The sequence below is a fragment of the Streptomyces sp. WAC03905 genome, assembly GCF_057371075.1.
Map to the genome: position 1 here is coordinate 1,198,457 of NZ_JBXYDZ010000003.1, position 21,489 is coordinate 1,219,945.

Annotated in this window: 16 protein-coding genes; 6 read left to right on the forward strand and 10 right to left on the reverse strand. The window is 73.1% G+C overall.

The genetic code is table 11. The features are described from left to right. Nucleotides 1–76 precede the first annotated feature (76 nt). Both AC2RP6_RS08270 and AC2RP6_RS08275 read left to right on the forward strand, forming a co-directional pair. Nucleotides 77–670 (forward strand): hypothetical protein, encoded by a 594-nt coding sequence (locus AC2RP6_RS08270; RefSeq protein ID WP_486445598.1) that lies wholly within the window; start codon nucleotides 77–79, stop codon nucleotides 668–670. 153 nt (nucleotides 671–823) lie between these two features. Next, entirely contained in the window at nucleotides 824–2,398 is a 1,575-nt protein-coding gene (locus AC2RP6_RS08275) for an alpha/beta hydrolase (RefSeq protein ID WP_486445599.1), read from the forward strand. Nucleotides 2,399–2,535: 137 nt separating this feature from the next. Here AC2RP6_RS08275 and AC2RP6_RS08280 read toward each other — a convergent pair whose 3' ends face one another. The 7 genes from AC2RP6_RS08280 to AC2RP6_RS08310 form a co-directional block, all read right to left on the reverse strand. Next, a complete protein-coding gene (locus tag AC2RP6_RS08280; RefSeq protein WP_486445600.1) occupies nucleotides 2,536–2,949 on the reverse strand; it encodes a PaaI family thioesterase in 414 nt (137 codons plus the stop codon). Nucleotides 2,950–2,995: 46 nt separating this feature from the next. Next, nucleotides 2,996–5,029 carry an oxidoreductase gene (locus AC2RP6_RS08285; protein ID WP_486445601.1) on the reverse strand — a complete coding sequence of 678 codons (2,034 nt, stop codon included), beginning with the start codon at nucleotides 5,027–5,029 and terminating at the stop codon, nucleotides 2,996–2,998. A 217-nt stretch (nucleotides 5,030–5,246) separates the two neighbouring features. After that, a complete protein-coding gene (locus tag AC2RP6_RS08290) occupies nucleotides 5,247–8,270 on the reverse strand; it encodes an alpha-mannosidase (RefSeq protein WP_486445602.1) in 3,024 nt (1,007 codons plus the stop codon). Nucleotides 8,271–8,343: 73 nt separating this feature from the next. Further along, nucleotides 8,344–9,192 (reverse strand): carbohydrate ABC transporter permease, encoded by an 849-nt coding sequence (locus tag AC2RP6_RS08295; protein WP_486445603.1) that lies wholly within the window; start codon nucleotides 9,190–9,192, stop codon nucleotides 8,344–8,346. Then, nucleotides 9,189–10,064, reverse strand: a complete 876-nt coding sequence (locus AC2RP6_RS08300) for a carbohydrate ABC transporter permease (protein ID WP_486450257.1) — start codon at nucleotides 10,062–10,064, stop codon at nucleotides 9,189–9,191. The genes AC2RP6_RS08295 and AC2RP6_RS08300 overlap by 4 nt, the downstream gene beginning before the upstream one ends. Nucleotides 10,065–10,087: 23 nt before the next feature. Next, nucleotides 10,088–11,425: an ABC transporter substrate-binding protein gene (locus tag AC2RP6_RS08305; RefSeq protein WP_486445604.1), complete on the reverse strand. Its 1,338-nt coding sequence runs from the start codon at nucleotides 11,423–11,425 to the stop codon at nucleotides 10,088–10,090. A gap of 362 nt (nucleotides 11,426–11,787) precedes the next feature. Beyond that, complete coding sequence (locus AC2RP6_RS08310) at nucleotides 11,788–13,176, reverse strand: serine hydrolase domain-containing protein (protein WP_486445605.1); 1,389 nt, start codon at nucleotides 13,174–13,176, stop codon at nucleotides 11,788–11,790. 230 nt (nucleotides 13,177–13,406) lie between these two features. Between AC2RP6_RS08310 and AC2RP6_RS08315 the strand changes: the two genes are divergently transcribed. Continuing rightward, nucleotides 13,407–14,462: an AraC family transcriptional regulator ligand-binding domain-containing protein gene (locus AC2RP6_RS08315; protein ID WP_486445606.1), complete on the forward strand. Its 1,056-nt coding sequence runs from the start codon at nucleotides 13,407–13,409 to the stop codon at nucleotides 14,460–14,462. A gap of 59 nt (nucleotides 14,463–14,521) precedes the next feature. On the opposite strand, the gene AC2RP6_RS08320 is transcribed toward AC2RP6_RS08315, so the two are convergent. Further along, a complete protein-coding gene (locus AC2RP6_RS08320) occupies nucleotides 14,522–14,887 on the reverse strand; it encodes a hypothetical protein (protein ID WP_486445607.1) in 366 nt (121 codons plus the stop codon). Nucleotides 14,888–15,077: 190 nt separating this feature from the next. Between AC2RP6_RS08320 and AC2RP6_RS08325 the strand changes: the two genes are divergently transcribed. Beyond that, nucleotides 15,078–15,581: a universal stress protein gene (locus tag AC2RP6_RS08325; RefSeq protein WP_486445608.1), complete on the forward strand. Its 504-nt coding sequence runs from the start codon at nucleotides 15,078–15,080 to the stop codon at nucleotides 15,579–15,581. 96 nt (nucleotides 15,582–15,677) lie between these two features. On the opposite strand, the gene AC2RP6_RS08330 is transcribed toward AC2RP6_RS08325, so the two are convergent. Then, nucleotides 15,678–16,637: a serine/threonine dehydratase gene (locus AC2RP6_RS08330; RefSeq protein ID WP_486445609.1), complete on the reverse strand. Its 960-nt coding sequence runs from the start codon at nucleotides 16,635–16,637 to the stop codon at nucleotides 15,678–15,680. A gap of 14 nt (nucleotides 16,638–16,651) precedes the next feature. Continuing rightward, nucleotides 16,652–17,293: a TetR/AcrR family transcriptional regulator gene (locus AC2RP6_RS08335; protein ID WP_486445610.1), complete on the reverse strand. Its 642-nt coding sequence runs from the start codon at nucleotides 17,291–17,293 to the stop codon at nucleotides 16,652–16,654. Nucleotides 17,294–17,448: 155 nt separating this feature from the next. Here AC2RP6_RS08335 and AC2RP6_RS08340 point away from each other — a divergent pair, with 155 nt between their 5' ends. Next, a complete protein-coding gene (locus AC2RP6_RS08340) occupies nucleotides 17,449–19,137 on the forward strand; it encodes a ricin-type beta-trefoil lectin domain protein (RefSeq protein WP_486445611.1) in 1,689 nt (562 codons plus the stop codon). Nucleotides 19,138–19,163: 26 nt separating this feature from the next. Continuing rightward, the gene (locus tag AC2RP6_RS08345) at nucleotides 19,164–21,458 is read left to right on the forward strand and encodes an alpha-N-acetylglucosaminidase (RefSeq protein ID WP_486445612.1); all 2,295 of its coding nucleotides are present in this window, start codon (nucleotides 19,164–19,166) and stop codon (nucleotides 21,456–21,458) included. Nucleotides 21,459–21,489 lie beyond the last annotated feature (31 nt).

Here is a 21,489-nt window from a genome sequence, read left to right on the forward strand (position 1 = left end):
GAAGAACGCGTGGTGCCCGGGCCCTCCCCTCCCGGGCACCACGACCCCTTTTTCCCGATCAGCCCGTGAGGTCCCCATGCCGTCCACCGCCCGCCCCGCCCACCGGATCCGCCCGTCCATGGCGGCCGTCGCCGCGGCGTGCGCCGCCGTGCTGCTGTGCGGAGGGTGCGCCGGCCACGCGACCGAGCCCGCCGGCTCGGCGAAAGCGGCACCTCCGTCCGCTCCGGCCGCACCGGGCACCTCGATCGAGGAGATCGCCTCGGCCATCGGCTGCACCGCCGAAGTAAGCGTGGACGCGGACGAGTTGCGGCAGGGAGGCTGCGGGACCGGGCAGGGCTCCTACCGTATGGCCACCTTCGCCGCCCAGGAGGGGCTGCGCGCCTGGCTGGACGAGGCCAGGGCGTACGGCGGCGTCTATCTGGTGGGCGACCGCTGGGTCGTCACCACCCAGTCGGCGGACGCCCTGAACGCGCTCCGCGAACGCCTCGGCGGCACCGTGGAGACCGGCACCGATCACGGCGGAGCCTCCTCCGGGCACACGGGCCCCGGACACACCGCCCCGTCCGGCACCCCTTCCGGCACCCCGTCCGGCGCCCCTTCGGACGCCCCCGCCGGCGCCGCCCCCTCCGAGCACACCGGTCACGGGTCGGCTCCCGCCGCGGGCGGCTGATCCGGCGACGGGCCGGCCGACGGCGCGTCGGCCAGTGTCCTGATACGGCTCATTCGCGAGGAGCACAGGGCACGACCCTTCGGGATGATTCCGCCGGGCCCCGGCATACAACAGGGTTGAGGCGTAAGCGACTTCTCCGAAAGGAACGGCTTCGTGCGCCTGAAACGCCTCGCACCGCTGCTCGCCACCGCCGGACTCATCGCCACCACCGTCCCCCTGCTGGCCTCGACGCAGGCGGCCGCGGCCCCCGCGGCCGAACACCTGAGGCAGAAGCCCGCGTGGCAGCGGTGCAGCCCCGAGCAGCCGGCCTCCTACGAGTGCGCGACGATCAAGGTCCCGCTCGACTACAGGCGCCCCGACGGACGCACGATCGACATCGCGATATCCCGGATGAAGAGCGAGAACCCCGCCAAGCGGCACGGCGTCATGCTGCTGAACCCGGGCGGCCCGGGCGGTTCGGGGCTCGACCTGCCGCTGCTGATGAACGGTCTGATGCCCGAGGAGGTGCGGGAGGGCTACGACCTGATCGGCTTCGACCCGCGCGGGGTCGGTGCCAGCAGCCCCCTCACCTGCGGGCTGGAGGACGCCGAGCAGAACTTCGACCGCCCCTACCGTCCCGGGACCTTCTCCGACGACGTGGCGTGGGCGCGCACCGTCGCCGACAAGTGCCGGGAGAAGTCCGGCGCGGTCCTGCCGTACATCACCACCCGCAACACCGCCCGCGACATGGACACCATCCGCGCGGTGCTGGGCGAGGGGAAGATCTCGTACCTGGGCTACTCGTACGGGACCTACCTCGGCGCGGTGTACTCGCAGATGTACCCCGAGCGCACCGACCGCTTCGTGCTCGACAGCGGTGTGGACCCGCAGCGGATCTGGCGCGGGATGATCCAGGTGTGGGCCACCGAGGCCGAGCCCGCCTTCGCCCGGTGGACGCGGTGGGCCGCGGAGCGGTCCGGCGAGTTCGGGCTGGGCGACGACCCGAAGGCGGTCTCCGAGACCTTCTGGAAGCTGGTGGAGCGCGCGGACCGCGAGCCCATCGACTTCGAGGGGTCGAAGGTCACCGGTGACATGATCCGCTCGGCGCGCGGGGTGTTCTTCTACCCGGCGCAGGCCAGCCCGCTCGTCGCGGCCCTGAAGGCCGCCGCCGAGGGCACGCCGGTGCCGGCCGGCACGGACGTGCGGGAGCTGAAGCTGAAGCTGCTGGGCCGGACCGCCGAGGAGCCCGCCCCGGACAACAGCACGGCCGTCTTCTGGGCCGTGGTCTGCGGGGACACCGGCAGCTGGCCGCGCTACACGGAGCAGTACGAGCGCGACGCGGCGAAGGACAAGGTGCAGTACCCGCTGTACGGGGACTTCGCGTCCAACATCAAGCCGTGCGCCTTCTGGGACCGGCCGGTGGAGGCGGCGACGCCGATGCACAAGAAGGCGAACGTGCTGACGGTGCAGAACGAGTGGGACTCCCAGACCCCGCTCACCAGCGGCCAGGGCATGCACCGGGCGCTGAAGGGCTCGCGGATGGTACTGGCGGGCGGCGGTGAGGGCCACGGCGTGTACCTCTTCGACCCGGCCTCCTGCGCCAACGCCGCGGTCGACGCGTACCTGACCACGGGCCGGCTGCCCGCCCAGGACGTGACCTGCCAGAACCCGCCGGCGGCCGCCGCCGGTGAGCGCCGGTCCGGGCCGGCGAAGCCGGTGCCGTTCCCAGGGTCCCCGGGTCGGTTCTGACGCGGGTCGGTTCTGACGCGGGTCGGTCCGACCGGAGCCGGTCGTTCGGTTCGTGAGGGACGCCTCCGCGGCCGCCTCGGTGGCCGAAGCCGGGGGCGTCCTTGCGTGCGGCGGACCGGCCCGTGGACGCGCGGCGGTCAGCCGAGCAGGGCGTAGACCGTGGACGCCGTGGCGGCCGGCTCGTCGGCGCCCTCGGGGGTCAGGGTGATGTCGGCGAAGGCCATGCGCTTGCCGAGCTTGGTGACCCGTACGTGGATCAGCACGTCGGCGTCCACCACCGGGCGCTGGAAGCTCGTCGACTGCTGGACGGTGGTCATCGGTCCGTACCCGCCGCGCGCCGCGGAGATCGCGATGACGGTGGCGGTGTCGGCGGCGGCCATCATGGCCTGCCCGCAGAGGCCGCCGCCGTCGCGGGCGAGCTGCGCGGACCAGGGCAGCCGCAGGACGGCGTGCCGCTCGCCGGTCTCCTGGACGGTCAGTCCGAGGGCGAGCACCCAGGGGGCGAAGTTGTCGGCGAGGATCTTGTCTGCGTCTGCGGGAGAGAACGTCACCGGGAGATTGTGGCGGTCCGCCCGGACCGCCACAATCCCCTTTCGGTCAGAGCTTGGCGGCCAGTTCCGTGCCCTGGCGGATGGCCCGCTTGGCGTCGAGCTCGGCCGCCACGTCGGCGCCGCCGATCAGGTGGGCCTCGACGCCGGCCGCGCGCAGCGCCTCGTACAGGTCGCGGCGCGGTTCCTGGCCGGTGCACAGGACGACGGTGTCGGCGGGTACGAGGCGCTGCTCGTCGCCGACCGTGATGTGCAGGCCCTCGTCGTCGATGCGGTCGTACGTGGCCCCGGCGACGGAGACAACTCCGCGGTGCTTGAGCTCCGCGCGGTGGATCCAGCCGGTGGTGGTGCCCAGGCCGGCGCCGACCTTGGTGGCCTTGCGCTGGAGGAGGTGGACCCGGCGCGGCGGCACGGGCCGCTCGGGGGCGGTGAGTCCGCCGGGTCCGGTGTAGGCCGTGTCCACGCCCCAGTGGCGGAAGTAGACGTCCGGGTCCTGGGAGGCGCCCTCGCCGCTGTCGGTGAGGTACTCGGCGACGTCGAAGCCGATGCCGCCGGCGCCGACGACGGCGACGCGCTCTCCGACGGGGGCGCCGTCGCGCAGCACGTCGAGGTAGGTGACGACGTTGGCCTGGTCCACGCCCTCGATGTCGGGGGTGCGGGGGGTGACGCCGGTGGCGACGACGACCTCGTCGTAGCCGCGGAGGGTCTCGACGTCGGCGCGGGTGTCCAGGCGGACGTCGATGGCGTGGGCGGCGAGCTGGGTGCCGAAGTAGCGGATGGTCTCCTCGAACTCCTCCTTGCCCGGGATGCGGCGGGCGATGTCGAGCTGGCCGCCGATGTGGCCCGAGGCCTCGAAGAGGGTGACGGTGTGGCCGCGTTCGGCGGCGGACACCGCGCAGGCGAGGCCGGCGGGGCCGGCGCCGACGACGGCGACGCGCTTGGCCAGGCGGGTGGGCGACAGCACGAGTTCGGTCTCGTGGCAGGCGCGCGGGTTGACCAGGCAGCTGGTGATCTTGCCGCTGAAGGTGTGGTCGAGGCACGCCTGGTTGCAGCCGATGCAGGTGTTGATGGTCTCGGGGCGGCCGGCCGCGGCCTTGGCGACGAAGTCGGCGTCGGCGAGGAAGGGGCGGGCCAGGGAGACCAGGTCGGCGCGGCCGTCGGCGAGCAGTTCCTCGGCGATCTCGGGGGTGTTGATGCGGTTGCTGGTGACGAGGGGGACGGAGACCGCGCCCATCAGCCGCTTGGTGACCCAGGTGTAGGCGCCGCGCGGGACGGAGGTGGCGATGGTGGGGATGCGGGCCTCGTGCCAGCCGATGCCGGTGTTGATGATGGTGGCGCCGGCCGCCTCGATCTCCTTGGCCAGCTGGACCACCTCGTCGAGGGTGGAGCCGCCGGGGATCAGGTCGAGCATGGAGAGGCGGTAGACGAGGATGAAGTCCTCGCCGACGGCCTGGCGGGTGCGGCGGACGATCTCCAGCGGGAAGCGGACGCGGTTCTCGTAGGAGCCGCCCCAGCGGTCGGTGCGCCGGTTCGTCGCGGCGGCGATGAACTCGTTGATCAGGTAGCCCTCGGAGCCCATGATCTCGACGCCGTCGTAGCCGGCGAGCCGGGCGAGGCGGGCGGCGCGGACGAAGTCCTCCACCGTCTGCTCGACCTCGTCGCCGGAGAGCTCGTTGGGGACGAAGGGGCTGATGGGGGCCTGGACGGCGCTGGGGGCGACCAGGTCCTCGTGGTAGGCGTAGCGGCCGAAGTGGAGGATCTGCATCGCGATCTTCCCGCCCTCGGCGTGCACCGCGTCGGTGATCACCCGGTGCTCGGCGGCCTCTTCCTCGGTGGTGAGGCGGGAGCCGCCCTCGAAGGGGCGGCCGGCGTCGTTGGGGGCTATGCCGCCGGTGACGATCAGGCCGGCGCCACCGCGGGCGCGCTCGGCGTAGAAGGCCGCGAGCCGCTCGAAGCCGCCCTGGTGCTCTTCGAGGCCGGTGTGCATCGACCCCATGATCACGCGGTTCGGCAGGGTGGTGAAGCCGAGGTCCAGGGGGCTCAGCAGGTGCGGGTACCGGCTCTGGGAACTCTGCGGGCTCATCGGGGTGTGCCTTTCGCGCGGGGGTGATGGACCTGTTCTAGCGAGACCGGGCCTGTTTTGCAACTAGGTGCATAACCGGGGAGGTGCCCGCTCCCCCGCGTTTCCGGCACCCTGGAACCCGGCTGTGGCGGACTTCACGCCGCGGCCCCGTCCCCGTCGCCCGGGCCGCGGGCCGGGTACGGGCCGGGCGCGGGCCGGGCGGGGGGCCGGGCGGCCGTCAGGGGCGGCGGAGGCGGAGCGTGACGATCTGGAAGGGGCGCAGGGTCAGGCGGATCGCGCCGTCGGCCGTCGGCGGCGCGACGGCCGTGCCGTCGAGGGGGCGCTCCAGCAGGTCGCTCTCGACCGCGCCGCTGACCGGGAAGCTCGCCGTGAGGGTGGCCGTGGCGCGGCCGCCGCGGGACTCGTAGAGACGGACGATCACGTCGCCGCTGCGGTCCTCGGCCAGCTTCACCGCCTCGACCACCACCGCGTCCGCGTCCACCGCCAGGAGCGGGGCGACCGGCCCGGCACCGGACACGGTGCGTTCGGGCAGGTTCAGGGCGTGGCCCTCCCGGACGGCGTCCCCGATCCCCGCGCCGGGCGCGAGCGAGAACCTCAGGGTGTGGGCGCCCTGGTCGGTCTCCGGGTCGGGGTAGCGCGGGGCCCGCAGCAGGGAGAGCCGTACGGTGGTGGTCTGACCGCCGTCGGACCGTACGTCGCGGGTCACGTCGTGCCCGTACGTGGAGTCGTTGAGCAGGGCGACCCCCCAGCCGGGCTCCTCCGCGTGGATCCAGCGGTGGGCGCAGATCTCGAACTTGGCCGCCTCCCAGGAGGTGTTGGTGTGGGTGGCCCGGTACACGTGCCCGAACTGCGTCTCGGAGGCGGTCCGTTCGGCCTTCACGTCCAAGGGGAAGGCGGCCTTGAGGAACTTCTCCGTCTCGTGCCAGTCGACGTCCGTGACGATGTCGACCGTCCTGGCCCCGGCCCGCAGGGTGACCTGCTGGACCGCCGTGGAGCGGCCGAAGGAGCGGGTGACCCGTACGGTCGCCGCGTGCGGCCCGCTCTGCGCCACCTCCAGGGCGTCCGTCCCGTCGAGGTCGGTGACGTTGTTGCGGTAGAACTCGTCCACGTCCCAGGCGTCCCACATGTTGGGGAAGTCGGGATGGAGCTGGAGCAGGTTCGCGGCGGCCCCCGGGGCGATCGTCTCGCGGCGGGCCTCCAGGTCGTACACGGAGACGATCAGGCCGCGGCCGTCGACCTCCACCAGCAGCCGGCCGTTGGCCAGCACGTGTCCGCCGCCGTGCCGCTCCTCCACGGTGACCGGCTCCGACGGCTGCTCGGGGCGGCCGGCTCCGCCGGCCGGGACGCCGTGGCGGGCGTGCGGGGCGCAGTTGAAGACCAGTTCCTCGGTGCCCTCCCCCGCCAGTGCCCGCTGGGCGGCGAGGGTGATGCCGCTCAGTTCGCCGGCGACCTTCGCGTACGTCGCGCGGGCCTCGCGGTGCACCCAGGCGATGGAGGACCCCGGCAGGATGTCGTGGAACTGGTGGAGCAGGACCGTCTTCCAGATCCGCTCCAGGTCCTCGTACGGGTAGGCGTACCCCGGCACCCGGACGGCGGCGGTCGCCGCCCACAGCTCCGCCTCGCGCAGGAGGGACTCGCTGCGCCGGTTGCCCTGCTTGGTCCCGGCCTGGGAGGTGTAGGTGCCGCGGTGCAGCTCCAGGTACAGCTCGCCCGCCCAGACGGGCGCGTCCTCGTACTCGGCGCGGGCCTTCTCGAAGAAGGCGTCGGGCCGCTCGATCTCGACGCGCGGGGCGCCTTCGAGGTCGCGCTGGCGACGGGCGCGGGCGAGGTGCTCGCGGGTGGGGCCGCCGCCGCCGTCGCCCCATCCGAACGGGGTCAGGGAGCGGGTGCCGCGGCCCTTCTCGCGGTAGTTGCGGGCGGCGTGCGCCATCTGGGCGCCGCCGAGGTCGGAGTTGTAGGTGTCGACGGGCGGGAAGTGCGTGAAGACGCGGCTGCCGTCGATGCCCTCCCACCAGAAGGTGTGGTGCGGGAACCTGTTCACCTGGGACCAGCAGATCTTCTGGGTCAGGAACCACCGCGAGCCGGAGAGCCTGACGATCTGCGGCAGGGCGGCGGTGTAGCCGAAGGAGTCGGGCAGCCAGACGCCCTGCGTGTCGATGCCGAACTCGTCGAGGAAGAACTTCTTGCCGTAGAGGAACTGGCGGGCCATCGCCTCGCCGCCGACCATGTTGGTGTCGGACTCCACCCACATGCCGCCGACCGGTACGAACTGCCCGTCCGCGACCTTCTTCTTGACCCGTTCGAACAGCTCGGGCCGGTGGGTCTTGATCCAGTCGAGCTGCTGCGCCTGCGACATCGCGAAGACGAACTCGGGGTGCTCGTCCATCAGGTTGACCATGTTGGAAGCGGTGCGCGCGACCTTGCGCACCGTCTCGCGCAGCGGCCACAGCCACGCGGAGTCGATGTGGGCGTGGCCGACCGCGCTGATGCGGTGCGCGGAGGCGTGGGCGGGGGCGGCCAGGACCCCGGCGAGGCGGGCGCGGGCGGCGGCCGCCGTGCCGGGTACGTCGGTGAGGTCGACGGCGTCCAGGGCGGCGTCGAGGGCGCGCAGGATCCCGTACCGGCGGGCGTCGTCGGCGGCGAGCTGCGTCATCAGCTCGTACAGCACGTCGAGGTCCTGGACCAGCTCCCAGACCTCTGTCTCGAAGAGGGTGAGGTCCGTCCGGACGAGGCGGTAGAGGGGCTGGTCGCCGCTGGTGCGCAGGTCGCCCTCGTAGGTGGGGCGGTGATCGACGAGGACCGGGTTGGCGGCGGCCTCGACGTACCATTCGATCCGCTCGCCGCCCTCGGCGCGGTCGGCCACGCGCACCCAGTCGTTGTACGGGTTGAGCGCCTTGATCTCGCCGCCGTCGGCCCGGTGGACCAGGCCCTCGCACTGGAAGCCGGGCATCATCCGGTCGAAGCCGAGGTCGAGGACGGCCTCCACGGTGCGGCCGGCCCAGGCGGCGGGGACGGCTCCGGTGACCTTGAACCAGGTGGTGCCCCAGGCCGGGCCCCATGCATCGCCGGGCGCGCAGGGCGCGTAGGGAGCCGCCAGGGCCTCGGCGACGGGGACGGGCTCGCCCGGGGCGTCCCAGCGCTCCACGGTCAGGGGGAGCGGGCCGGAGTGGACGGCGGGCCTGATGCGTTCGTGGAGGACCCGGCGGAGGCGGTGCTCGGTGATGCTGCGGTCGTCATGCATGACAGCTGCTCCTGCTCCCGGAGGTGGTGGGCGGTCGGTACGGAGGGCCTGCGGCCCGGTCGGACGGTCCGGCTCACAGCTTGACGGCTCCTTCGCCCACGCCCTTGAAGAAGAAACGCTGGAGGGCGAAGAAGAGCAGCATCATCGGCAGCAGCGCGGCCATCGCGCCCGCGGCGACGAGCCGCTGGTCATTGACCGTGGTGGCGCCGGCCAGGGTCTTCAGGCCCAGCTGGAGGGTGTAGTGGTCGCTGTCGGTGAGCACGAGCAGCGGCCAGAGGAAGTCGTCCCAGGCGCCCATGAAGCTGGTGATGCAGACGACGGCCAGGGCGCCCTTGGCGGAAGGGACGAAGACCCGGGTGAAGCGGGTCCATTCGCCGGCGCCGTCCAGGACGGCTGCCTCCTCGATCTCCCTGGGCACGGCGAGGAAGGCCGCACGCATGATCATGATGTTGAGGACGGAGACCGCGCCGGGCAGCCAGACCCCGACGAGGGTGTCGACCAGGCCCATCTCACGGACCGTGAGGAACATGGAGATCATCACGGACTCGAAGGGGAACATCAGCGTGGCCACGAGGAGGGTGCGGACGGCCCCGCGGCCCTTCCAGCCGGCGCGGGAGAGGGCGTAGCCGCCCATCGCGGCGAAGAGCAGGTTCGAGGTGACCGCGAGGACCGCGACGACGAGCGTGTTGCCGACGTACTGCAGCAGCGGGAAGGACTCGGCGACGCGGACGTAGTTGTCGAGGGTGGGCCGCGTGGGCAGGACGCCGTCGTACACGTTCTCGGTGCGGCCGCGGATCGAGGTCAGGAACTGCCAGACGATCGGGCCCAGCATGACCACGAGCATCAGCAGCAGCGTGCCGTACCGGGCGGCCCGGCCGAGCCGGCGGCGCGCGCGGCCGGGCGGTGAGGAGGTCGTGGTCATGCCTCGTCCCCCTTCGTCAGGCGGCGGCCCAGCAGGCTGAAGACCAGGGTGAGGAGGAACAGCAGGATCGACACGGCGGAGGCGTAGCCGGTCTCGCCGGCGAAGCCGAGGCCGACCTGGCGGATGAGGAACGGCAGGGTGCGGGCTCCGCCGCCGGGCCCGCCGCTCTCCCCGCCGAGGATGTAGATCTCGGTGAAGACGCGCAGCGCCGAGATGGCGGAGAGGGTGCCGACGAGCAGCATCATCGGCTTCACCTGGGGGACGGTGATGCTGAAGAAGCGCCTGACCGGGCCGGCGCCGTCGATCGCGGCGGCCTCGTGCAGGGAGGCGGGGACGTTCCCGAGGGCCGCGAGGTAGAAGACCATGTAGTAGCCGAGGCCCTTCCAGACCGTCACGATCATCGCGGAGACGAGCAGCATCGTGCTGTCCGTCAGGAACGGGACCGGCTCGGAGACCAGGTGGAGCCGCCGGAAGACGGTGTTGACGAGGCCGTCGCTGCGCAGGACCCACTGCCAGATCAGCCCGACGACCACGGCGGAGGCGATCACCGGGGTGTAGAAGGCGGAGCGGAAGAAGCCGATGCCGGGGATCCTGTCCTGGACGAGGACGGCCAGGGCCAGCGGCAGGAGGACCAGGCAGGGGACGACCACCAGCAGGTAGAGCACGCTGTTGCCGGTGGCGACCCAGAAGTCGGGGTCGGCGAAGGCGCGCCGGTAGTTGTCGAGGCCGACGAAGCCGCCGCCGCGCAGGATGCGGGCGTCGGTGAGGGAGAGGACGACGGTGTTGACGAACGGCCACAGGCTGAACAGCACCACCATCACCAGGCCGGGGGCGAGGAAGAGGTACGGGGTCCACCAGGTGCGGTGGGGCAGCCCGGTGTCACCGCCGCCGCGGGTCACGGGCGGGCCGCGGCGGCGAGGAGCCGGTTCGCCGCTTCCTCGGCCTTCTTCACCGCCGTCCGGGCGTCCTGCTCGCCCGTGATGGCCTTCTGCACCTCGCGCACGACGGCGTCCCCGACCTGGTTGGTCCACTGGACGGGGGTGTTGGCGTCGAGCGCGGCGGTCTTCAGCTGGTCGGCGCCCACCGCGCGGGCGAGCGTCTCGGCGTCCTTGCCGTCGCCCCGGTCGGAGAAGAACGGGTCGGCCAGGCCTCGGGCGTTCGAGGGGTAGATGGTGGCCTTCCGGGAGAACTCCACCTGGTTCGGGCCGTTGGTGACCCATTGGGCGAACGCCGTGGCCGCGTCCGGGTGTCCGGTGTCCTTCCTGATGCCGAGCGACTGGGCGTAGATGCCGATGTGGCCGAGCCGGCCGGTGACGGCTCCCGCCACCTGCGTCGTGGCGTAGACCTGCGGGGCGTTCCGCTTGATGTCCTTGACGAATCCCGGCGAGCCCGGCCCGAAGACGAGTTTGCCGCTGCCGTAGAGCTGGTTGATGTCGTCGGACGTGAGGAGGGACTCCTTGGGCATGGCGCCCTTGGCGTACAGGTCCTTCATCCGCTCCACCCATGCGACGGCCTGGTCGGTGCCGAAGGTGAACCGGTCCTTGCCCGGGTTGAGGAGGGGGACGCCCATCTTCTGCCAGTCGCCCGGCAACCGCCCCTTGGGGTCGGCCATGAAGGCGGAGTACCGGCCGCCGGACCGGGCGGCGATCTGTTCGGCGTAGTCGAAGAACTGCTCCACGGTGGTGGGCGGGGCGGCCGGGTCCAGGCCGGACCTCTCGAAGAGCTCCTTGTTGTAGGTGAGGATCTCCGGGGTCACGTACCAGGGGTAGGCGTAGACGCTGTCGCCCTTCCCGGGCAGCTTGAACTGCTCCCAGGCGCCCGGTACGTACTCGCCGGCCGAGGCCCCGTCGAGCCCGGCGACGTCGGCGAGCAGGCCCCGGTCGCCGAGGAGCTGGAAGGAGTCGGTGGAGAGGTTCACCACGTCCGGGAGGGCTCCGGCCTGGGCGTCGGCGACGAGCTTCTCGTTGTAGCCGGCGCCCGGCACGTCCTCCCACTTGACCTCCACCTCGGGGTACTTCTCCTCGAAGGCGTCGATGACGGCCTGCACGTATCCCGTGAAGGTGGGTTTCAGCTGGAGGGTCCGGAAGGTGATCTCCCCGGCCACCCTGCCCGTTCTGCCGGCCTCCCCGGCATCCCGGGTGCCGGTACCGCCGAGTCCGCACGCGGTGGTCGACATCAGCGCGCCGGCCGCCAGCGCGGCCACGGCCGTACGGATCGGTTGGGAACGGGTCATGGTCGCCGCCTTCGCAGAAGTCCGGCCTCGTCGCCGGAGGCGGTGCCCACGGTCGCGGGGGAGCAGGACGTCGTCAACGACGCCCCCCTCGGCATTGGCCGACGCCGCACGGGTGACCGCCCCGCGCACGACGGCGAAGAAATCCCCGAGGCGTCCGCTTCTCAGCTGCCGTGAACTGGACTGATGCGCTTTAGTGCCGAATCCTCCGCCCTCTGCTCCCCCTTTACCGGCTTTCCCCGCCCCCGCCCGCTTCTGACTCCTTTTCCGACTCCTTGCCGCCCCTTTCCCCGGCCCCACTCATGCGCTGTGCCTCCGCCCTCGCGGAAAGGGTTTCCGGCGGACGCCCGCACCGGCCCACCCGGTCAGTGCGGGGAGGTGCGGGGGGCGCAGCGCATGCCGATGTAGCAGCAGGGCGTGCCGTCGACGAGGGCGGCGAAGACGACCGGCATCCAGTCCTCGCCGAAGGCGGGGCCGGGGCGGGGCACGGCGAACACCGTGGCACTGAGCGGGACGAGGCTCATCTCCAGGGGCGGTGCGAAGTCCCGCATGCCGTCGACGAACTCGTGGCGCAGGTACGGGGAGCCGCCGGGGGTGGCGCCGACCGTGATGACGACGCCCTCACGGCGGTAGGTGCCGAGCAGCGGGGTCATGTCGACGGCCGGCGGGTGGGCGGGCGGTGCGAAGGAGGGCGGCGTGCGGACCTCGGCGAGGTCCGCGAGGAGTTCGCGGAACAGGTCGGCGGCGAGGCGGCGGGCGCCGCCGCCGTTGGTGAGCAGGACGACGATGGCGTCGGCGCCGGGTACGACGCGCAGGTACGCGTACTGGCCGGTGGCGGCGCCGTCGTGACCGTAGCCCGGGACGCCGTTCCAGTCGTACAGCGCCCAGCCCAGCCCCCAGCCGTCCGCGCTCATCGTCCACCGGTCGGGGACGTCCACCTCCCACCGCTGCATGGCGGCGACGGCGCGGGCGCCCAGGACCTGGGTGCCGTCCGCGGTGGCGCCGCCGTCGAGGTGCATCTTGGCCAGCCGCAGCACGTCGGCGGCGCTCGCCAGGACGCGCCCGTGGGGCCCCGCCGAGCGGGGCATCATGTCCCAGGCCGGCGCCGGTTCGGGCTCCGGGCCCTCGCCCGGCAGGTGGCCCATCGCCGTACGGAACGCCAGCGCCTCCTCGGGGAGGGTCATGGTACGGGTCAGACCCAGGGGGGCGGCGATCCGCTCCTTCAGGGCCTGGTCCCAGGTCCGTCCGGTGACGACCTCGACGATGCGGCCGAGGACGTTGTAGCCGACGCTGCTGTAGGAGACGGCGGTGCCGGGCGGGCAGTCGAGCGCCACGTTCCGGGCGGCCCGCACGTAGGCGGCCAGGCAGTCGTCGCCGCGCCCGCTGTCGTAGGTGAAGTCACCGGTGAGGCCGCTGGTGTGGCTGAGCAGCCGGCGTACGGTGATCTCCTTCTCGGCGCCGGGGGCGCCGGCCGGGGAGAAATCCGGCAGGATCTCGCAGACGGGCGTGTCGAGGTCCAGTTGGCCGGCGTCGACGAGCTGCATGACCAGGGTGGCGGTGTAGATCTTGGCCATGGACCCGATCTGGAACACCGAGTCGGTGGTGGCCTCCACCCCCGTTCCGCGGTGCAGCAGGCCGCTCGCCAGCTCGTGGATCCGCCCGTCGGCGAACACCGCGAGGGTGGCGCCGGGTACGCGGTGGGCGACGCGCAACGCGTCGAGGCGGCTCTGCCAGCGGGCAGGGGAGAACGTCACGTCGGATCCTTCGACTCGGTCGGTCATGCCGGGGTCGACGCCACCGTAGGCAGGTCGCACGGTCGGCCAGAAGGACCCGCACGCGTCAGCGAGGGGACCCCCGGCGCCACCCGGCGGACCGGTTTTCCGCCTGGGAGGGGAGGTTTCGCGCCACCGGGGGTGCGCGGCTGCGCCAAGCCGGGGGTGGGGCGGGGACGTTCGGACGGGCGGCTGGTAGCGTCACCCGCCCCATGCAGTCTCACAACGCCCACGGAACCATCTCCGTGCACCTCGCCCGGTTCGTCCTCGACGCCCTGCGCCGGTCCGGCGCGGGCACGGACAGGTTCGCCCGGTTCCACGACCTGGGCCCCGAGGTGCTGGACAACGACCTGGCCCGGGTCTCGACGCCGTCGGCACTCGCCGTGTGGGAGGAGCTGACGCTCTCGGAGGCGGGGACGGCGGTCGGCGCGCTGCTCACGGACGAGGCGCCGATCGGCACCTTCGGTCTGTGGGACTACCTGGTCACCAGCGGGCCCAGTCTGCGGGAGTCCCTCAGGCAGGTGGTGGAGTACAACGCCCTCGTCGGTGATCCGGCCAACGAGAAGCTCCTCGTCGAGGAGGACGGCCGCACCTTCACCATTCGCCATGCGACCGGCAGTTGGGGTCCGGAGGTGGTGGAGGCCATCGACTGGTTCGCGCTGGCGATGTTGCTGACCCGGGCACGGGCCGCCACCGGCCGGCCGCTCTCCCCGCTGCGCGTCCGTGTCACGCACGGGCCGCCCCGCGCGCACCGCCGGCTGGCGGAGCTGTTCGGCACCACCCGCATCGAGTACGGGGCGCCGTACAACTCGATCACCTTCCACGACGACGACGTACGCGCGCCGCTGCCCAAGGCGCAGGCGGGCCTGGACCGCCTGCTGGCGCACCAGGCCCGCCTGACCCTGGCGGCGGCCCAGCCGGTGATGCTGTGGCAGGACAGCTTCCGGATGGTCCTCACCGGGGCCTTCCGTGAGGACTGCGTGAACCTGGAGCACGTGGCGGGGCGGCTCGCGATGAGCCCGCGCACGCTCCAGCGGCGGCTGCGGGAGCTCGGTACGACCTGGCGCGAGGAGGTCGAATCGGTGCGCCAGGAACGGACGATGGAGCTGCTGCGCACCACCGATCAGCCGCTCCGGACGATCGCGGCGCAGGTCGGGTACAGCGACCTGCGCGCGCTGCGCCGGGCGGTACGGCGGTGGGACGGGCGGGCGCCCCGCGAGGTCCGCAACGCGGCGGCACCCGCCGCGCCCGCCCCGGGTGGCGACTGACGTGCCATGCCGCCGTTCCGGGATGCCGTGGCGCCGTCCGGCAGCCCGGCGGGGCGCGGTCACTTCATGGCGTACATGGTCTTCTCCGCGAGCCGGCCGTCCTTGAAGCAGAACCGGAGCACCGTCTCCTTGCCCAGCTCGGTGTCGCCGCCGGATACGTACCAGGCGCAGGTGCTGCCTTCGGGCTCGACCGGGCCGCCCTCCTTCAGGGCCTCCTTGACGAAGCTCTCCCCCGACGGGAGCTTCCCCCGGACGTCGCTCTCCGCGTCCCCGGCCTGCACGCCCTCGTAGACCGCGGGGTCGACCACGGTCTTCTCGGCCATGTCGAGGAACTTGCCCATGCCGAAGACCAGCGCGACGAGGACGCCGATGCCCAGCACCAGCGCCACTCCGCAGCCGATCAGACAACCCTTGCGCTGAGCCACGCCCGTTCCTCCAAGTCGCTTCGCGTCCGGCGTCGATCGCCTGGACGCCCACACCCTCGCAAGGGGCGGGGGGCCGCGGCTGTCCTCGAAAGTCGTCACCCGCCGCAACGATCGTCGTTCGGGGTCGGCCCTGCGTTCCGTGTATACAGGGAGAAGATCGACCTTCCGGGCGGAGCGAGAGGAACCCATCGTGAGCGAGCAACCCGTCGAGCCCCTGATCGTCGTCGGCGTGGACGGTTCCGACCACTCCAGGGAGGCCGTGCGCTGGGCCGTGGAGCAGGCCCGGCTGATCGGCGGGCGTGTGCACGCCGTCATGGCCTGGGAGTGGAACCGCAATCCCTTCGCCATCGGCATGGCGGAGGCCCAGTTCGCCGGGCAGGAGGCGGCGACGGCCGAGGAGGCGGCCCGCCGGAAGCTCGCGGACACGGTCACCGCGGCCGTGGGCGCCTCCCCGGGCGTGCCGGTCTTCCGCCGCGTCGAGCAGGGGCCGCCGGCGCGGGTCCTGGTGGACGCCTCGAAGGAGGCGGCCCTGACGGTGGTCGGGACCCGTGGGTACGGAGGTTTCAAGGGCGCGTTGCTGGGATCGGTGAGCCAGCAGGTCGTGCAGTACTCCGGCAGCACGGTCGTCGTCGTACGGGACGGCGGGGACGCGGGCGGGGACACGGGAGAGGGCACCGCCTCGGACGGCGCCTGAGGGCTCCGGCAGACGCCGCCCGAGGATTACGGCCGGCCCGCCGGACGCCCCGGCCTCGGGCGCGGGCCCCCGAACAGCGGCCTCGGGCGCGGGGCTTCAGACGGCGGGCGCCGTCAGGTCCCCGGGGTCGGTGTTGGCCCCGCAGAGGATGACGGCCACCCGCTCCCCCAGCGGCTCCGGCGCACCGTACAGCGCCGCCAGGGCGGTGGCCGCCCCCGCCTCGACCACGATCCGGTGCTCCTCCCACACGGTGCGCCGCGCGGCCGTGATCGCCCCGTCCGGCACCAGGACGGAGCTCACGTTCTTGTCCTGGGCGGCCGCCAGCGCGTCGGCCGAGACGCGGGTCGCTCCCAGGGAGTCGGCCGCCACCGAGTCGACGGCGACGTCGACGACGCGGCCCGCCTCCAGGGCCGCGTTCAGGGCCCGGCAGTTCTCCGGTTCGGCCGCGACGACCCGTACGCCGTGCTCGCGCGCGGCCGTCGCCACGCCCGCGAACAGTCCGCCGCCGCCCACCGCGACGACCACGGTGTCCAGCCCGGGCAGGGACGCGCGGATCTCGTCGAGCAGGGTCCCGGCGCCGGCCGCGATGAGCGGGTGGTCGTACGCGTGGCTGCTCAGGGCACCGCTCACGGCGGCGAACTCCTGGCAGGCCGCCGCCGCTTCGGCGTACCGGTCGCCGACGAGCCGGACGTCCGCCCCGTAGCCGCGCAGCCGCTCCACCTTCACGCGCGGGGCGTTGGCGGGCAGGAAGACCGTGGCGGGCACGTCCAGTGCCCGGGCCGCCCAGGCGCAGGCGAGGCCGGCGTTGCCCCCGGAGGCGATGGTGACCCCGGCGGCGGGGAGGGCGCCGGCCTCGTGGTGGGCGGCGAGGAAGTTGCGGGCTCCGCGCGCCTTGAAGGTGCCGGTGTGCTGGAGGTACTCCAGGGCGTACCAGACGCCGTCGGCCGCGGGCGCCACCGTGACGGGCCGGACTCCGCCGGCGATGCGCGCGGCGGCGGCGCGGACGGCGGCGTAGTCGAGCCGCTGCGGGCGTCGGGGCTGCTGCGGTCGTTCCATGGTCGGTCTTCCCCTCAGGCGGCGGGCCGGGCGGCTTCGATCAGCTGGCGCAGGGCGCCGTAGTACACCTCGTGGTCCGTCAGGGCCGGCAGGACGTCCGGCAGTCCGCCGGAGAGCACCGGGAACTCCTCGGGGTCGAGCGCGGCGAGGGCGGCCCGCGAGGCGGAGGCGGCCGCGGCCGGATCCCGGTGGTCCACGAAGGCCGCGCTGCCCAGGGTGAGCAGGTACATGCGGCGGTATGCGGTGATCGCCCCGGTGACGGTCATCCCCGCGGCGACGCCGTCGGCCAGGACGGGCTCGACGAGCCGGGCCAGCAGCTGCCGGCCGAGCCAGGGCCGGCCGCCGCGCAGTACGAGCAGCCCGGGGTGGGCGGTGAGCAGCAGGTACAGCGCGCGGAACCGCTGCTCGGTGGCGTCGGCCCAGTCCGTGCCGGCGGGGACGTCGGGGAGCTGTGCGGCCAGGTGCTCGGTGCACAGGTCGAGCAGTCCGGCGAGGTCACCGCAGCGCCGCTGGACGGTGGCGTGGGAGACGTCGAGCCGGTCGGCGAGGGTGCGGAAGCTGAGGCGGTGCGGCCCCTCCTCGTCGAGGATCCGCAGGGCGGCGACGGCGATGGCTCCCGGGGTGGCCCGGTCCAGGGCATCGGATGTCCTCGGCATAGATACACCGTATCATACGACGTATCTTCTCTTTCGTGTGACATCCATTGCAGCCATATTGCTGGTCATCACACGACAACCAGCGACTTGCGTTGACACTGCGTAGCCACCTCGCTGCACTGGTCGCACGACTGTCCATCCGTCAAGGAGACCCCGTGCCGCCTCGCTTGCGCGCAACGCTCCCCTGTCTGACCGCGGCCGCCCTGTTCGCCCTCGCGCTCTCCCCCGCCCCGGTGGCGGCCGAGCCCCGGGCGACCTCGGACACCCCGCTCGCGCTCACGCCTCCCATGGGCTGGAACAACTGGGCGCACTACATGTGCGACATCGACGAGGCCACGGTGGTCGCCAATGCCGACGCCCTCGTGTCGACGGGGCTCGCCGCCAAGGGCTACGACACGGTGACCGTGGACGACTGCTGGATGACCAGGAGCCGCGACGCGCGGGGCAACCTCGTGGTAGACACCGCCAAGTTCCCGCACGGCATGGCCTGGCTCGGCGAGTACCTGCACGCCAAGGGCCTGAAGTTCGGCATCTACCAGGACGCCGGCTCCCTCACGTGCGAGAAGTACCCCGGCAGCGGTGCCCCCGAGGGCGGCGGGCCCGACCACTACGCCCGGGACGCACGGCAGTTCGCGTCCTGGAAGGTCGACTACGTCAAGATGGACGGCTGCAACCTGTGGGTGCCGGAGGGGCGCACCAAGGAGCAGGCCTACCGGGACGCCTACAACGCCGTCGCGCAGGCACTGCGCGACGGCGGCCGGGACATGGTCCTGTCGGCGTCCGCGCCCGCCTACTTCCAGCAGGGCGAGTGGGGCGGCCCCGACTGGCACAGGGTGCTCGGCTGGGTCGGCGAGACCGGCCAGCTGTGGCGCGAGGGCAAGGACATCAAGGTCTACAACCCGGTCGCGCCCGCCACTTCGCGGTGGAGCGCGGTTCTGGGCAACTACGGGTACAACCGCTGGCTCGCCCGGTACGCCGGCCCCGGCAACTGGAACGACCCCGACTTCCTGATCGCGGGCGCCCCCGGCCTCACGGCCGCCGAGAGCCGCAGCCAGGTCGCGCTCTGGGCCATGATGGCCTCCCCCTTCATCCTGTCCTCGGACGTCTCGAAGCTGACCCCCGCCGGGCTCGCCGCCCTCGGCAACACGCGGATGATCGAGCTCGACCAGGACCCGATGGGCCGTCAGGGCACCGTGGTCTCCTCCAACGCGACCTTCGAGATCCTCGTCCGTCCCCTCGCGAACGGCGACCGCGCGGTGGCCGTGCTCAACCGCTCCGCGAACACCCGGGACATCAGGGTTCCGCTGGACGAGATCGGCCTGAACGACTGCACGGCGGACGCGCAGGACCTGTGGAGCGGTGCGCGCAGCGAGGTCGCCGACGCGCTGACGGGCAGGCTGGCCGGACACGACACCGCCGTCTGGCGGCTGAGCCCGCGCGGCTGCGCCGAAGCCGTCCCGACCGGGCAGATCGTCGGTGACGGCGTCCGGTGCGCCGACGGGGCGAACACCACCGGGGTCGGCGCCGTCGTGATGGCGGGCTGCACCGGGGCGCCCGACCAGCGGTGGTTCCTGGGCGACGACGCCCGCCTGCGGCTGGCCGGCGAATGCCTGACGGAGGGCGCGAACGGCCTCGTGGAACTGGCCGACTGCGCGCCCCGGCGCGACGCACGGCCCGGCCAGAGCTGGTCCCACCACCGGGACGGCACCCTCGTGTCGGAGGAGAGCGGTCTGTGCCTGACCGCACCCGCGCGCGCCGCCACTCCCGACGCCCCGGCCGAGCGGCTGCGGCTGACCCCCTGCGGCGAGCACCGGGTCGACCAGACCTGGTCGTTGCCGGTCTGAGCGCGGGCGAACGGATGAGGAACCCGATGCCACGAAGCGGGCGCCGCCGGCCCGCCACCCGCCCGGCCGTCCTCGCCGCGCTCCCCGCGGTGCTGCTGGCCGTGGTCTGCGCGGGACCCGCGCCCGGGGCCACGGCCCCGGGCGCGGGATCGCCCGCACGTGCCGACGTACGGCCCCTGGAAGGGGCTCGGGCTCCCGCCGGTGTCCCCCGCGCCGCGGCCTTCGACACCGCGCCCGCGCGCGCCGCCCTGCGACGGCTGCTCCCGCGGCACGCAGGGCAGTTCACCCTGGTGGCCGACCCGGCCGCCGGCGCCGACACCTTCACCGTGTCCGGCACCGCGGGGGCCGTCACGGTGCGCGGCAGCACCGGCGCCACCCTGCTCACGGGCGTCGGCTGGTACCTCCAGCACGTCGCCGGCGCCGACATCGGCTGGCCAGGCGACAGCATCGGCATGCTGCCCGCCCGGCTGCCGGCCGTGCCGGCCCCGGTCACCCGCAGCGCCCAGGTCCCCCACCGCTACGCGCTCAACGACACCGACGACGGGTACTCGGGCCCGTACCGCACCTTCGAGGAACACCAGCGGCAGATCGACCTGCTCGCCCTGCACGGCATCAACGAGGTGTTCGTGCAGGTGGGAGCGGAGTACCCGTACTACCGGGCGCTCCAGCGGTTCGGGTACTCCGCGCAGGAGCTGCGGGAGTGGATCCCCGGCCCCGGCCACCAGAGCTGGTGGCTGCTGCAGAACCTCAGCGGCTTCGGCGGCCCCGTCACCGAACGGCTGATGCGCGAACGGGCCGCACTCGGGGGCCGGATCGCCGAGCAGCTGCGCGGCCTGGGCATGACCCCGGTGCTGCCCGGCTACTTCGGCACCGTCCCGGCCGGCTTCGCCGCGCGCAACGGCGGCGCGGCCACGGTCGCCCAGGGCGACTGGGCGGGCTTCGACCGCCCGGACTGGCTGGACCCCGCCTCGCCGGTCTTCGCGAAGCTGGCCGCCGCCTACTACGCGGAGCAGCGCGCGGTGTTCGGGGACAGCACGATGTACCGGATGAGCCCCCTGCACGAGGGCGGCCTGACCGGCTCCGTCGACGTCCGCACCGCGGCAGGGGCGATCCAGGACGCGCTGCACGCCGCGCACCCGGGGGCGCTGTGGGCCGTGCTGGGCTGGCAGGACGATCCGACGGCGGAACTGCTGGCCGGGGTGGACACCTCGAAGCTGCTGATCCTGGACGGGCTGTCCGACCGGTACAACCGGCTCGACCGCGAGGCCCGTTGGGGCGGCGTCCCGTACGCGATGGGCACGATCTACAACTTCGGCGGACACACCACGATCGGCGCGAACACCTCGGTGTGGCTGGAGCGCTTCGGCCCCTGGCGGGCCAAGAGCAACAGCGCGCTGGCGGGGATCGCCTACCTGCCGGAGGCCACCGGGACCAATCCGGCGGCGTTCGACCTCTTCACCGACCTCGCCTGGGACCCCGGTCCGATCGACCAGCGCGCCTGGTTCGCCGGTTTCGCGGCCCGCCGCTACGGCCGCCCCGACGCCGAGGCCGCCGCCGCCTGGGAGGAGCTGCGCAAGGGCCCGTACAGCACCTCGTCGGGGCTGTGGTCGGAGTCGCAGGACAGCCTGTTCGGCGCCCGGCCGAGCCTGTCCGCGGCGGGAGCGGCGTACTGGAGCCCCAAGTCCATGCGCTACCCGGCCGGTTCGGTGCGCAGGGCGCTGGACCACCTGCTGCGGGTGGATCCGGCGCTGCGCGGCACCAGCGCCTACCGCTTCGACCTCGTGGACACCGCGCGGCAGGCCCTCGCCAACCATTCGCGGGTCCTCCTGCCGAAGATCAAGGCGGCCTACGACGCCAAGGACCTGTCCCGCTTCCGCACGCTGACGGCCGAATGGCAGGAGGCGATGCGGCTGTTGGACCGGGTGACCGGATCCGATCCGAACCTCCTCCTCGGGACGTGGCTCTCGCGGGCCCGCTCCCAGGGCGCCGACCGGGCCGAGCAGGACCGCTACGAGTACGACGCCCGCTCGCTGCTGAGCGTGTGGGGGCGGCGCAGCACCAGCGAAGGGGGCTTCCTGCACGACTACGCCAACCGCGAGTGGAGCGGTCTGGTCTCGGAGTTGTACGCCCGCCGGTGGACGGCGTACTTCTCGGCCCTCGACGGGGCGCTGGTCACCGGGGCCGCACCCCGGGAGATCGACTGGCACGCCTTCGAGGAGGAATGGGCGGGGCGGACCACCCGGCACCCGGACCGGCCGAGCGGGGACCCGTACCGGCTGGCCACGGCGGTGGCGGCGGCCCTCCCGGCGGCTTCCGGCTGACCGGCGGCCACGCCTACACCACGGGGGCGGC

What these genes read in the sequence shown, in the direction of transcription:
- AC2RP6_RS08335 (WP_486445610.1), bottom strand. Translation starts at nt 17,293, where the DNA reads ATGCCGAGGACATCCGATGCCCTGGACCGGGCCACCCCGGGAGCCATC.
- AC2RP6_RS08290 (WP_486445602.1), bottom strand. Translation starts at nt 8,270, where the DNA reads ATGCATGACGACCGCAGCATCACCGAGCACCGCCTCCGCCGGGTCCTC.
- AC2RP6_RS08305 (WP_486445604.1), bottom strand. Translation starts at nt 11,425, where the DNA reads ATGACCCGTTCCCAACCGATCCGTACGGCCGTGGCCGCGCTGGCGGCC.
- AC2RP6_RS08315 (WP_486445606.1), top strand. Translation starts at nt 13,407, where the DNA reads ATGCAGTCTCACAACGCCCACGGAACCATCTCCGTGCACCTCGCCCGG.
- AC2RP6_RS08285 (WP_486445601.1), bottom strand. Translation starts at nt 5,029, where the DNA reads ATGAGCCCGCAGAGTTCCCAGAGCCGGTACCCGCACCTGCTGAGCCCC.
- AC2RP6_RS08270 (WP_486445598.1), top strand. Translation starts at nt 77, where the DNA reads ATGCCGTCCACCGCCCGCCCCGCCCACCGGATCCGCCCGTCCATGGCG.
- AC2RP6_RS08345 (WP_486445612.1), top strand. Translation starts at nt 19,164, where the DNA reads ATGCCACGAAGCGGGCGCCGCCGGCCCGCCACCCGCCCGGCCGTCCTC.
- AC2RP6_RS08295 (WP_486445603.1), bottom strand. Translation starts at nt 9,192, where the DNA reads ATGACCACGACCTCCTCACCGCCCGGCCGCGCGCGCCGCCGGCTCGGC.
- AC2RP6_RS08330 (WP_486445609.1), bottom strand. Translation starts at nt 16,637, where the DNA reads ATGGAACGACCGCAGCAGCCCCGACGCCCGCAGCGGCTCGACTACGCC.